The organism is Cognataquiflexum nitidum (genome assembly GCF_022538055.1).
Classification (GTDB): domain Bacteria; phylum Bacteroidota; class Bacteroidia; order Cytophagales; family Cyclobacteriaceae; genus Cognataquiflexum; species Cognataquiflexum nitidum.
The window spans coordinates 32,781-45,468 of the sequence record NZ_JAKZAM010000026.1; the positions used below are offsets into that span (position 1 = coordinate 32,781).

Below are 12,688 nucleotides of genomic sequence, written 5' to 3' on the forward strand. Positions count from 1 at the left end.
GTTGATTTAGCTGATGTACCCTTTCATTACGCCTCTCTCAGAAGACCTGATAAAATTCACTATTTCATCTCTTTCTTTTGTGGCAGGAAGATTGATTTCTATCTCTTCGAGTGCCCTGCTGTTGTTCAGAGAATTTAAGAATAAGTACCGGTATACTTCTTGGATATGGCTGATGGTTTCACTGGAATAGCCTCTTCTTCTCAATCCAAGACTGTTGACGCCCGCATAGCTAAGGGGTTCGCGGGCAGCTTTGGTAAATGGAGGAACATCCTTGCGAACCAATGATCCTCCCGATATCATGGAGTGCATTCCCACTTTGACAAACTGATGAATAGCACTGCTGCCTCCTACAATAGCCCAATCGTCTATAGATACGTGTCCAGCCACCTGTACTGCATTGGCGATAATGACATTATTCCCCACAATACAATCATGGGCGATGTGTACGTAGGCCATCAGTAAGCAATTGTTCCCAACTTTGGTAGTTCTTTTATCAATGGTCCCTCTGCTTATGGTTACACATTCTCTGATAGTGGTATTGTCTCCTATTTCGACTGTTGAATCTTCCCCTTGAAACTTAAGGTCTTGGGGAATTGCGGCAATTACAGCACCTGGGAATATTTTACAATTTTTACCGATTTTTGCACCTGAATATATGGTTACATTCGAACCTATCCATGTCCCTTCTCCGATTTCTACATTTTCGTGTATCATCGTAAAGGGATCTATGTGCACATCCTTTCCTAGGACAGCTTTTTCATGTATGAATGATTGGGGACTGATCATGATTCTTTTCGGACTATACTTGCTGTCATAATTGCTTCGCAAACAAGGGTGTTACCCACAAAAGCTTCTCCTTTCATTTTTGCAATCCCCCTCCTAATAGGAGCAAGTAATTCGCATTTGAAAACCAAAGTATCTCCCGGAAGTACCATTTTACGGAATTTGCAACTTTCAATACCTAAAAAATAGGTCCAATATTTTTCAGGGTCATCTACAGTGCTCAAAACCAGAATACCCCCCGTCTGGGCCATTGCTTCCACCTGAAGGACTCCCGGCATAACCGGGTTATTTGGAAAATGCCCCATAAAAAAGGGTTCGTTGATTGTTACGTTTTTTACCCCTGCTACGACAGTTTCATCTAAATAGATGATTTTGTCCAAAAGTTGAAAAGGATATCTATGTGGCAAAATATTACTTATTTGATTGATATCCATGACGGGAGGAAGCTTGGGGTCATAATGCGGAATGTGAAGAGAACCAGCTCTTTCCATAGCCCTTTTTATTTTTTTTGCAAAGGCAACATTCGCTGCGTGACCTGGTCTAGCAGCCAATATCTGTGCTTTCAATGGTCTGCCTACCAACGCCAAATCCCCAACCACATCCAATAGCTTATGCCTTGCTGGTTCGTTTTTGTAACGCAATTCAACATTGTTAAGTATGCCTTCTTTCCTTACCTCTACCTTTTTCTTGTTGAACATCTTCGCTAGGTGTTCTAATTCTTTCTCTTCAATGACCCTGTCTACTACAACAATAGCATTATTAAGGTCCCCTCCTTTGATCAGGTTTTGATTGTAAAGCATTTCCAATTCATGCAAAAAACAAAATGTTCTACATGAGGCAATTTCTGTTTTGAATTGACTGATGCTAGTGATAGAGGCATGTTGACTTCCCAATACCGGTGAGTTATAGTCGACCATCACTGTGACTCGGTAATCATCTAAAGGCAAAGCAGCCATTTCGACCTCTCGTGAAGGTTCTCTATAAGTAATGCTTTCTGGTACCTCAAAAAATCTTCGGAGAGCATTTTGCTCTTCCAGACCTACATCTTCCAAGACCTCAATAAATTGAATGGATGAACCGTCCATAATTGGAGGTTCAGGCCCGTCAAGCTGAATCAAAACATTGTCGATTTCTAATCCCACTAAGGCCGCAAGGACATGTTCTACAGTAAAAACCCTAGCTCCGTTTTGCTCCAAGGTTGTTCCTCTTGAGATGTCCACCACATTGTCCACGTCTGCATCTACAATAGGCATTCCGGGGAGGTCTATTCTTTGGAATTTAAATCCATGATTTGGAGGGGCCGGTAAAAATGTCATATTGGAAATTACCCCAGTATGGAGACCTACTCCCGAGACGGTTACTTGTTTTTTTATGGTATGCTGTTTGACTCTCATTCGATCCTGTTAAACTCCTTCAGTGTAAGAAGTGTAAATTTATGGTTTTTTTTCGAGTTCTTTGATTCTGTCCAAGAGCTCGGGTAGTTTTTTGAAAAGACTGTAAGATTTCAGGAAATCTTTGATATCGTATCCCACATATCCAAAAAGAGTCTGTCCTGACTTGGTTATATTTTTGGAAACACCCGTATTAGCGCCCACAGTCGTGTTGTCAGCGATTTTTATATGTCCTACTATCCCGGCCTTTCCTGCAATCATACAGTTTTTTCCTATTTCTGTAGAGCCGGAAATACCCGTTTGGGCTGCTATTACAGTGTTTTCGCCAATAATAACATTATGAGCGATTTGGACAAGGTTGTCAATTTTTGCTCCTTTTTTAATCAAAGTAGAACCCATAGTGGCACAATCAACTGTAGTATTGGTACCGATGCTGACATTGTCTTCTATGACCACATTTCCCAATTGGGGGATTTTTTTAAAAGAACCATCGGGTAAAGGTGCAAATCCGAAACCGTCTCCGCCGATGACAGCCCCCGGATGGAATTCACAATTTTCGCCGATCTGCGTATTGTCATAGATTTTGACTCCGGCATGAATGACAGTATTATTCCCGATTTTTACATTGTTTCCGATAAAGGCGTTGGGGTAGATTTTAACAGAACTGCCTATAATGCAGTTTTTACCCACATATGAAAAAGCTCCTCTGTAATAATTTGCACCTATGGAACTTGTCTCGTCAAAAAATGAGGGTTCTTCTATGCCTGATTTGGAGGACTGGACCAACATGGCATAAGCTTCAAGAAGTGTCGTAAAACCTTCATAAGCATTTTTTACTCTTATTAAGGTTGTACTTAAAGGCTTATTAGGTTCGAAATTTTCAGAAACTATAACTGCGGTTGCTTTGGTTTCATAAATAAATGACTCATACTTTTCATTCGACAAAAAGCTGATACCCCCCGGTAATCCCTCCTGGATTTTATCCAGCCGGCGTACCTTTAGAGTGTTGTCGCCTTCTACTTTTCCACCTATTAATTCTGCAATTTGACCGAGAGAAAATTCCATAAATTGGATTTAGAGTTTACAAAGTTAAATTTTTGGCGTGACAGATGTAGTGTTTTTTTACAATTTTACTCATTGCCTTGATATTTGGAAGATCCGCCGCCAAGGCTACATCAATTATATTGCCTTTTTTTGTCAAAATAAAAATCTGTTCTGTGTTTAAATAGGCATAATTGCTCAAAACCCCATGGTTAAAAAAATAGTAAAGATCGTTCTCGGGGATTTGGAGTTTTTTTAGAAGCTTTGATTTTTCTTGTTCAATTTCAGAAATAGAAAATTCATCATTTCGTAAGTTTATTTTGAAAAGATTTCTATCAAGAAACATCCGGGATAAATTTTTCAGAATATAGTCATCACTGTTTTTCCAAAGTTTGATGGCGCCCCAAATATCAAAATCATCAAGCATTAGGAACTTCTCAAGTGGAGTCTCACTGTTTTCAAAATCACCAAGTGTAAAATTCCCCAATAGAAAAAAACAAAGTTCATCTGTAGCAATCAGGTTTTCGCCATTTTGCAAAAGATGTTTTGCACGATTGATAAGGCTGATCATCATCTTTTCAGCGCTGACGGTAGTTTTATGAAGGTAGACCTGCCAATACATCAGCCTTCGGGCACTCAAAAAGTTTTCAATACTGTAAATGCCCTTTTCTTCAATGACGAGTCGATCGTCTCTGATATCCATCATTTTGATAATCCTATCAGCACCTATAGCCCCTTCTGATACTCCTGTAAAAAAACAGTCCCTTTGTAAGTAATCAAGTCGGTCAATGTCAAGCTGACTTGATACGAGTTGATTGAAAAACTTTCTTTCATATTCTCCTTTGAATATTTTTATGGAGAGATCGAGTTTGTTGCTAAGTTCTTTGTTGAGTTTTTGGATTACAAGCAGGGATAGTGCTTCATGGGGTATGTTTTTGAGTATGCTGAATTCCAAAGCATGAGAAAACGGGCCGTGCCCAATATCATGCAGCAAAATAGCAATAAGCCCCGCCTCGTATTCTTCATCACTTATTTCGATACCTTTATGTCTGAGATTATCCAAAGTAATACTCATAAGGTGCATGGCACCGATGGCATGGTGAAAACGGGTGTGGAGTGCTCCGGGATAGACATAATCTGTCAAACCCAGTTGCTTGATACGACGTAACCTCTGGAAGTAGGGGTGGTCAATTATGTTAAAAATTAATTCACTGGGTATGGTGATAAATCCATAAACAGGATCATTCAGAATTTTATGTCGTTTCAATGTCGCTGACATTTGATAGGTTTCAAAAGTAATTATAAATTTAAAAGAAGTAAACCAAATTTTATGCAAAGGTTCAAAATCCTATGGGCGGACGACGAGATAGATCTTCTGAAGCCCCATATTTTATTTTTACAGCAAAGAGGCTATGAAATATCCACTGTCAACAGTGGTGTAGATGCCATAGAAATGGTAGAGAAGTTCAATTATGACGTGATTTTTTTAGATGAAATGATGCCTGGGATGACCGGACTGGAGACACTGCAGCAAATCAAAATGCTAAAGCCACAGGTTCCAGTTGTTATGATCACTAAGAGTGAGGAAGAACACATCATGGATGATGCCATTGGAGGTAAAATTGCAGATTACCTCATCAAGCCCATCAATCCCAATCAAATCCTATTGTCGGTAAAAAAGATTCTTCAGAATAAGCAGCTGATAACCGAAAAAACCAATCTTTCGTACAGGCAGGACTTTATGAATATCAGTATGGCATGTGGTGATGCCTCCACCCACCAAGAATGGACAGACATATACAAAAGGTTGACATACTGGGAAATGGAAATTGATGAGACCGAAAACAAAAGTATGCAGGACGTTCTCGACACCCAAAAAACAGAAGCCAATGCCGCTTTTGCTAAATTCATAAAGAACAATTACGTCGACTGGATCAGTGATCCCAAGTCAGAAAAGCCCATCCTTTCCCATCGCTTGATGGCGGAAAAGGTCTTTCCTCACATCAGACCCGGCAAACCTCTTTTTTTTGTAGTGATAGACAACCTCCGTCTTGACCAATGGGAAGTAATTAAACCTTTGATTTCGGAATACTTTAATATCTCTGAGGAAAGTACCTATTTCAGTATTTTACCAACTACCACAGCTTTTGCCAGAAATGCTCTTTTCAGTGGCTTGATGCCTTCTGATATGGCTAGGTTCCATCCCGAATTGTGGGAAGGGGAAGATACTGATGAGGGGAAAAACAACCACGAGGAGGATTTTCTTTCAGAAAACCTTCATCGGAACAAGTTAAACATTAAATTTAGTTATAGCAAAATACTGCAGGTATACCAGGGAAAAGCAGCTTTGGACCATTTTCATCAACTATTGAATAACGATCTTATTGTCTTGGTCTACAATTTTGTGGACATGATGTCGCATGCCCGTACAGATATCAAAATGGTCAGAGAGCTTGCACCTGACGAATCTGCTTACAGGTCTTTGACCAAAAGTTGGTTTGAGCATTCCACTCTTTTTGATATGTTTAAAAAGATCCATGCTGCCAAAGCCGATGTGATTATATCAACGGACCACGGTACCAAAAGAGTCAATAAGCCATATAAAATTATTGGGGATAAAAATGTAACCACAAATCTGAGATATAAACAAGGCAAAAACCTAAATTTTGAAAGTGGAAAAGTATTTGAGATTTCCCGTCCGGAGGATGCAAAGCTTCCTAGATTTAATGTATCGACGAGCTATGTTTTTACTGTTGAAGATTATTTCTTTGCATATCCTAATAATTACAATTATTATGTAAATTACTACAAGGATACTTTCCAACACGGAGGTGTATCTCTTGAAGAAATGATAGTTCCATTCATTCGCCTCGAACCAAAGAATATTTAATTAAATTTGGAAAAGTATTATTGTACTGGCCTAGACAATCTCTCTGAGGCCGCTCTCAGAATAGTTTCCTTTGCCAAGTTTGACAAAATTTGGGTTTTCAAAGGAGATCTTGGCGCGGGTAAAACAACGATTATCAGGGAGATAGCTAAAATATTTGGAGTGATCGATAGGGTTAATAGTCCCACGTTTTCATTAATCAATGAATACCAAAATACCAAAGGCGAAGTGTTTTATCACTTTGATTTTTATAGAGTAGGGAACCCCGAAGAGGCTTTAGAAATTGGAATTGAAGAATATTTTTACAGCGGAAAGTATTGTTGGATAGAATGGGCTGAAAAAATCGCAGCCTATATTCCTTCAGATTTTATCCATATCCATATTGATGTGGATGATACAGGAGGAAGAATGATTACCTTAAACAGGGTTATTAATGGGAAAACAAATGGTTGAAATAAGGGAAGAGGTAGGCTTGTATCCAAAAGAAAAAGCAGCCCAAGTCAAGAATTCTCAGAATTCATTGCTAATTGGAGTGCCGATGGAAACTGCTGCACAAGAAAAAAGAGTAGTGTTGACACCTGATGCAGTCGCTCTTCTTGTCAATAATGGCCAAAGGGTTTTGGTGGAGTCCAATGCCGGTAAAGAGTCAAAATTTTCAGATAAAGAATATTCCGATGCCGGTGCAAAAGTGGTCTACACTGCCAAAGAAGCTTTTGATGCGGAGGTCATAATTAAAGTAGAACCACCTACTGAGGATGAAATCAATAATATGAGGCCAGGCTCATGCTTGATATCTGCGCTGCAGTTGGGGAAGCAAAATGCCGATTACATTCATGCGCTTAATAAAAAGAGAATCACTGCGGTATCCTATGAAAATCTTGAGGATAAAGTAGGGGGTATGCCAGTGGTCAGAGCTATGAGCGAAATTGCAGGTAGTACCGTCATGCTGATTGCCGCCGAATACCTGAGTAGTGTGAACAATGGGAAGGGTTTGATTATGGGGGGGGTTACCGGGGTTCCTCCCACCCAAGTGGTCATCGTCGGCGCAGGGACAGTTGCCGAGTATGCTGCAAGGACGGCTTTGGGATTGGGAGCTAGTATCAAAGTTTTTGATAACCACATATACAAACTTCGTAGGATAAAACACCTTCTCGGCCAACAGGTATTTACTTCCACAATTGATAATTATACTTTAGGAAACGCAATAAAGGAAGCGGATGTAGTCATTGGGGCACTTAGAGCTGAAAAGGGCAGGAATAAAGTAGTAGTGAGCGAAGAAATGGTCGCAGCAATGATGGAGGGCAGTGTCATTATTGATGTGTCAATTGATCAGGGGGGCTGTATAGAAACCTCAGAAATGACTTCCCATGATACTCCGACTTTTGTGAAACATGGTATCATCCATTATTGTGTTCCCAATATTGCTTCCCGTGTTTCAAGGACAGCTTCTTGCGCTTTGAGCAATATCTTTACTCCCATTTTGTTGCATATGGCTGATTTGGGCGGTGCCGAAGAAATGATTTTCAATTATAAATGGTTTATGAAAGGTGTGTATACCTACAGAGGAAGTCTCACCAATGCCTATCTAGCTAGAAAATTTTCCATGACTCACAAAGAACTTTTGCTCCTTCTTGCGGCACGGTACTGAAAGCTCATTTCTGTTGAAGCATAAATTCCAGGTTTTTGTTGGTTTCTACGAGGTCCTCCATCAGTTTTTTATTTTCCTTTCTCAAAGACAGAAGTTCAAAAGCATTTTTGATAACTGTTTTCATGTATTCCTCTTCCCAAGGTTTGGTAAGATAATGGTACACCTGACTTTTATTGATAGCATCAATTACAGCCTGAATATCTGTATAACCCGTCAAAAGAATCCTGATTGGATCTGGGTATCCTGGAATGATAGATGTTAAAAAATCGACTCCTGTTTCATCCGGCATTCTCTGGTCCGTGATAATAATGTCGACATCATTCGATTTTAACACTTCTCTTCCTTCCTCAGCAGATAGTGCAAGATGGATTTTGTAATCTTTCCTGAATGTAGCCTTGAAAGCCTGAAGGTTATTTTCTTCATCATCTACATATAAAATCCTTATTTTTTCTTTGGCCGATTCAGACATTTGGATTTGCTATTAGTGAAACTTTAGGTACAAGTTTAAGTATATATTCAACTTAATGATAATTTTACCCCAAAAAAATTTTTTCTAACAAAGGATTTCTTCAAATTTCGATATAAAATTCCTTTTTTATAATTTTTTTTACATTTCTCTTATGATTATTGTCTCAATAACATAACTTTACTGATAGTACCCACCCTTATTGCCTCTACATGAGATTGGCTTCATCGCTTGATTTACTCTTTAAGATTATAATTTTGTTTGGGAAGTTTAAAGCCCCGTCGCTTTGGATGAAGTTCCATAGCATGTTCTGCAACATTACCAATCTGAAATTTTATTTCAAGGATTTTTGTTTTCAACAATTAAGACGAAAGAAGGACATTTGTCTTTGGAGTCATTTGGATATTTGTTTACAACTTCTATATGACTTGGACAAGGGTGTTTTAAAATGCGGTCTCCAAAGCTTTCAGCCTGTACACCAATTTTCATTTAGAAATAACCTTTTAGACAAAAAATATATTTTTGGTTTAGAACTGATTTTTCCAAAAAAAACCTTGGTTTTATGATATTAGGACTATTTTCTTTTTTTCTTTTCATGTCTTTTTCGATAATTCAATTGGACAATACTTCCGGAATGGTTGATATTTCAAAATATGAATTTATGGTGGAAGAATCAGGGAATTCAAAAATTTTGGATGTACTTACAAACCCAAATTTTAAATCAATTGAATCAAAAAATCCAAATTTTGGATTAGGTAAACAGTCGGTTTGGTTAAGGTTCGGCGTTGAATTAGCAGCAGACCTCAAAGAAAAAAAATACCTTTTGATCAACAATCCGAATTTGGATGAGGTTAATTTTTATTTGATCCAAGATGGTCAGGTTATAAGTAATCAGTCAAGTGGCAGGACTAGGAAATTTAATGAGCGCCTCATTGCTTCTAGGAAATTGATTTTTGAAATTGATACTGAATCAGGCCTTAACTCTGAAATCTACCTTAATATCAAAAGCAGTGATAAAAAGATCATTTCTGCAAGTATAGCAGATATCCGGACTATCAATCAAGACCTCAATCTTGAAAATTTACTGTTTGGATTATTTACTGGAATCCTGTTTGGACTCTTTTTTTACAATCTATTTTTGTATTTCTCCCTGAATGACCGTACCTACCTCATTTATGTTACATATATATTTTTGGTTTGGTTGGGCCAATCTTCTATTCTTGGATATGCGCAAGAACTTCTATGGCCTGATTGGGTATGGCTTAACATGAGATCTAACATAATTTTCTCCGTTTTGGGAAGTGTAGTTGCCATTTGGTTTGTTCAGTCTTTCCTAAAAACAGGAATGAACCTTCCCAAATTGAATAAAGGTCTATCGGTATTCTATATTGTCTATTCATTTATTTTGCTTGCGACGCTATTTGGGTTTCTGACGTCCTCATATGCTGTATTCTTGGTTACCCAAGCACTTGTTATCCCTTATGTATTTATCATGTCACTGTTTATACTAAAAAGTGGATTTAAACCTGCAAGATATTTTCTGATAGCTTGGTCAGTCTTCATGGTTGGGATTTTTCTATTTGTGCTGACAGAAATGGGCATTGTTCTATTTTCTTCAACAAGTTTTTACCTGATGCCATTTGGTGCAGCACTTGGAGTCATCCTTTTGTCATTTGCCTTGGCTGATAGAATAAATGAACAAAAGAGAGAAAATGAAAAAGAGCAAAGAGAGAAGCTTAAGTTACTTGAAGAACATGAAAGTCGCATAATAGAGCAAAATGAGTTTTTGGAAGAAAAGGTAAAACGAAGAACAGAAGAACTTGAACTCACACTTCATAACCTTCAAAATACCCAGACTCAATTGGTCAATCAAGAAAAAATGGCTTCATTGGGACAATTGACTGCAGGAATTGCCCATGAAATCAACAATCCAATCAACTTTGTAAGTTCAAATATCTCACCGCTCAAAAGAGACATTACAGATTTACTTGAGGTGGTCAATGCCTATAGAGAAAAAGGGAAGCTTGAATTTTCGGATAATTCTAAAAAGGACCTGCAACAAGTCGAAGAAGACATTGAGTTTGATTACATTCTTAAGGAGATAGATCAGCTTTTGAGAGGGATGGAGGAAGGCGCCAAAAGGACCGTAGAGATTGTCAAAGGATTACGTCTGTTTTCTAGAGTAGACGAGCAGGATGTCAAAAGAGTCGATATTCATGATGGGATAAATAGTACCTTGATATTACTCAATAGCTCCATGTCAGGAAAGATTCAGGTCTTAAAAGAATTTGGAATCATTCCTATTATTGAATGTCTACCGGGTAAGCTCAACCAAGTATTTATGAATATTATTACCAATGCCATCCATGCTTTGTTGGAAAACCTGAATAAAATTCCTGAACCAAAAATTACCATTAGGACTAAGCATATTGGCGAAAATATTAGGATTGAAATTGAAGACAATGGGTTTGGAATGCCTGCCAATGTCAAGCAGCGAATTTTTGAGCCCTTTTTTACAACCAAAGCAGTAGGAAAAGGTACAGGTCTTGGCCTCTCAATTGTCTATACAATCATTGAAAACCACAAAGGCACACTTGAGGTATCAACAGAACAAGGCAAAGGAACCAATTTTATCATTACCCTTCCAATTTACCAAAATACCCAGCAGAATGACTGACAAGATCAAAGTACTCTACATCGATGATGAAGATAATAACCTAAATTCCTTCAAAGCAAGCTTGAGAAAGGACTTTAAGGTCATCACTGCCATCGATGCATTTGAAGGTCTTAAAATAGCAGAAACTGAAGAACTTCATGTGGTGATTGCCGACCAAAGAATGCCAGGATTGGACGGAGTAGAATTTTTTGAAAAATTGATGAAAATCAACCCCGAACCAGTCAGGATTCTGCTCACAGGTTATTCGGACATAGCCGACGTCATAGATGCTATTAATAGAGGTCAGGTTTACAGGTTTATTGATAAACCTTGGAACATTGAGCAAATCAAGAATGCAATACAAACTGCAGGGGATATCTATTTTGCCAGAAAAGAACTAAAAGATAAAAATGAAAGGCTTCAGAAAATCCATTCTGAAATGAACCAGTTTGTGTATTCACTCTCACACGAACTTAGAGGGCCTCTTATGAGTATCTCCGGTGTATCCAAACTTGCCAAAATGGAGACCAAAGATCCTGCAGTATTGGAATACTTTGATCTGATAGACACTGCCACTGACAAATTGGATGAGTTTATATACAAGATGTTGGATTTCTACAGGTCGACAAAAATCGAAAACAAAGTCACTGAGATTGATTTTAAAGAGGTTGTGGCGCAGCAGCTTGAAGTCTACAGACAAAAGTGGGCTTTGGATCATATCGAAATCAAAATCCATATCAACCAAAACTCTGCGTTTTTCTCAGATGATTCTAAAATCAGGGTGATTCTAAATAACCTTTTCCATAACGCTGTAGTCTTCCAGAAAGAAAACTTTCCTCAAAAAATGATAAGGGTGGCTATAGATGTTGTTGGCAAAACAGCTACAATAGTAATTGAAGACAATGGAGTCGGAATTGAGGATAATCTCATAAATGAAGTCTTTAACCTATTTCAAAGAGCCACCCAGAAAAATGTTGGTTCAGGACTCGGACTCTATATGGTCAAAGAATCCACTATCCAAATGGGGGGAAAGGTACAACTAGAATCTATTGTCAACCAAGGAACCAAAGTCACGGTAGTTTTGCCAAATTTTGCTGAGTAGAAAAATTGGTTCTTAGCCAATTGAAATAGTCCTTTTTTTGAGTAATTGGGTTTTTTTCAGGAGTGGCATGGCTTAATTTTTATTTGATTACAAGTGTTTTTCGCCTTTCTTTGTTCTCAATTTTAAACCAAAAAGTTTTTAGATATGATCAATCCCTGGCATGATGTCAATATTGGGAAAGAGGCGCCGGAGTTTGTAATGGGCGTCATTGAAATTCCCAAAGGCAGTAAAGGTAAATATGAGTTGGATAAAAAAACAGGTATGCTTCTATTGGATAGGGTTTTGTTTTCAGCTGTTCATTATCCTGCTAATTATGGTTTCATCCCTCAGACTTTTTGTGAGGACAAAGATCCCTTGGATATTTTAATAATTTCCCAGATTGACATCCCTTCTATGACTTTGGTCAAAGCCAAAGTAATCGGCGTAATGAGGATGATTGATGGAGGTGAAGCAGATGACAAAATCATTGCAGTGGCGGCAGAGGATCAATCTGTGAATTATATTAACGACATCGATGAACTTCCTCCCTATTTGATGAAAGAGGTTCACAGGTTTTTTGAGGATTATAAAAAACTTGAAAACAAAGAAGTGAAAGTGGAGGATTTTCTAGGAAAAGAAGAAGCTTTTAAAATTATCCACGATTGTATCGAACTTTACGACTTGAATTTCAGAACCAAGAGATAATTTACAGCCCGGTTGGTAACATCCGGGTTT

11 protein-coding genes are annotated in these 12,688 nt (G+C 38.2%); 6 read left to right on the plus strand and 5 right to left on the minus strand.

Annotation, left to right across the window (positions count from 1 at the left end):
* Positions 1-6: 6 nt before the first annotated feature.
* Genes lpxA through MMU07_RS16260 form a run of 4 tightly spaced genes read right to left on the minus strand, consistent with a single transcriptional unit; the run spans position 7 to position 4,494 of the window.
* Positions 7-786, minus strand: coding sequence for an acyl-ACP--UDP-N-acetylglucosamine O-acyltransferase (gene lpxA / locus MMU07_RS16245; RefSeq protein ID WP_241127276.1), 780 nt, complete (start codon positions 784-786; stop codon positions 7-9).
* Entirely contained in the window at positions 783-2,177 is a 1,395-nt protein-coding gene (locus tag MMU07_RS16250; RefSeq protein WP_241127285.1) for a bifunctional UDP-3-O-[3-hydroxymyristoyl] N-acetylglucosamine deacetylase/3-hydroxyacyl-ACP dehydratase, read from the minus strand. The genes lpxA and MMU07_RS16250 overlap by 4 nt, the downstream gene beginning before the upstream one ends.
* A gap of 39 nt (positions 2,178-2,216) precedes the next feature.
* On the minus strand, positions 2,217-3,239 hold the full coding sequence (gene lpxD, locus MMU07_RS16255) for a UDP-3-O-(3-hydroxymyristoyl)glucosamine N-acyltransferase (protein ID WP_241127287.1): 1,023 nt from the start codon (positions 3,237-3,239) through the stop codon (positions 2,217-2,219).
* 16 nt (positions 3,240-3,255) lie between these two features.
* A complete protein-coding gene (locus tag MMU07_RS16260) occupies positions 3,256-4,494 on the minus strand; it encodes an HD domain-containing protein (RefSeq protein ID WP_241127289.1) in 1,239 nt (412 codons plus the stop codon).
* A gap of 51 nt (positions 4,495-4,545) precedes the next feature.
* On the opposite strand from MMU07_RS16260, the gene porX reads away from it, so the two are divergent.
* From porX to MMU07_RS16275, 3 genes are read left to right on the plus strand one after another with little or no spacing between them, the layout of a single operon-like run.
* On the plus strand, positions 4,546-6,105 hold the full coding sequence (gene porX, locus MMU07_RS16265) for a T9SS response regulator signal transducer PorX (RefSeq protein WP_241127291.1): 1,560 nt from the start codon (positions 4,546-4,548) through the stop codon (positions 6,103-6,105).
* Between the two features lie 6 nt (positions 6,106-6,111).
* On the plus strand, positions 6,112-6,555 hold the full coding sequence (tsaE, locus tag MMU07_RS16270) for a tRNA (adenosine(37)-N6)-threonylcarbamoyltransferase complex ATPase subunit type 1 TsaE (RefSeq protein WP_241127301.1): 444 nt from the start codon (positions 6,112-6,114) through the stop codon (positions 6,553-6,555).
* Entirely contained in the window at positions 6,536-7,750 is a 1,215-nt protein-coding gene (locus MMU07_RS16275; protein WP_241127303.1) for an alanine dehydrogenase, read from the plus strand. Before tsaE ends, MMU07_RS16275 begins: the two co-directional genes overlap by 20 nt.
* Before the next feature lie 4 nt (positions 7,751-7,754).
* Here MMU07_RS16275 and MMU07_RS16280 read toward each other — a convergent pair whose 3' ends face one another.
* Positions 7,755-8,219: a response regulator gene (locus MMU07_RS16280; RefSeq protein WP_241127305.1), complete on the minus strand. Its 465-nt coding sequence runs from the start codon at positions 8,217-8,219 to the stop codon at positions 7,755-7,757.
* Between the two features lie 559 nt (positions 8,220-8,778).
* On the opposite strand from MMU07_RS16280, the gene MMU07_RS16285 reads away from it, so the two are divergent.
* The 3 genes from MMU07_RS16285 (at position 8,779) to MMU07_RS16295 (ending at position 12,658) form a co-directional block, all read left to right on the plus strand.
* Positions 8,779-10,893 (plus strand): sensor histidine kinase, encoded by a 2,115-nt coding sequence (locus MMU07_RS16285; protein ID WP_241127306.1) that lies wholly within the window; start codon positions 8,779-8,781, stop codon positions 10,891-10,893.
* Positions 10,886-11,974 carry a hybrid sensor histidine kinase/response regulator gene (locus MMU07_RS16290; protein WP_241127308.1) on the plus strand — a complete coding sequence of 363 codons (1,089 nt, stop codon included), beginning with the start codon at positions 10,886-10,888 and terminating at the stop codon, positions 11,972-11,974. The genes MMU07_RS16285 and MMU07_RS16290 overlap by 8 nt, the downstream gene beginning before the upstream one ends.
* 144 nt (positions 11,975-12,118) lie before the next feature.
* Positions 12,119-12,658 (plus strand): inorganic diphosphatase, encoded by a 540-nt coding sequence (locus tag MMU07_RS16295; protein WP_241127310.1) that lies wholly within the window; start codon positions 12,119-12,121, stop codon positions 12,656-12,658.
* Positions 12,659-12,688: the final 30 nt, after the last annotated feature.

Coding starts and splice junctions, on each gene's coding strand:
- lpxA (WP_241127276.1), bottom strand. CDS start 786: ATGATCAGTCCCCAATCATTCATACATGAAAAAGCTGTCCTAGGAAAG.
- MMU07_RS16250 (WP_241127285.1), bottom strand. CDS start 2,177: ATGAGAGTCAAACAGCATACCATAAAAAAACAAGTAACCGTCTCGGGA.
- lpxD (WP_241127287.1), bottom strand. CDS start 3,239: ATGGAATTTTCTCTCGGTCAAATTGCAGAATTAATAGGTGGAAAAGTA.
- MMU07_RS16260 (WP_241127289.1), bottom strand. CDS start 4,494: ATGTCAGCGACATTGAAACGACATAAAATTCTGAATGATCCTGTTTAT.
- porX (WP_241127291.1), top strand. CDS start 4,546: ATGCAAAGGTTCAAAATCCTATGGGCGGACGACGAGATAGATCTTCTG.
- MMU07_RS16275 (WP_241127303.1), top strand. CDS start 6,536: ATGGGAAAACAAATGGTTGAAATAAGGGAAGAGGTAGGCTTGTATCCA.
- MMU07_RS16280 (WP_241127305.1), bottom strand. CDS start 8,219: ATGTCTGAATCGGCCAAAGAAAAAATAAGGATTTTATATGTAGATGAT.
- MMU07_RS16285 (WP_241127306.1), top strand. CDS start 8,779: ATGATATTAGGACTATTTTCTTTTTTTCTTTTCATGTCTTTTTCGATA.
- MMU07_RS16290 (WP_241127308.1), top strand. CDS start 10,886: ATGACTGACAAGATCAAAGTACTCTACATCGATGATGAAGATAATAAC.
- MMU07_RS16295 (WP_241127310.1), top strand. CDS start 12,119: ATGATCAATCCCTGGCATGATGTCAATATTGGGAAAGAGGCGCCGGAG.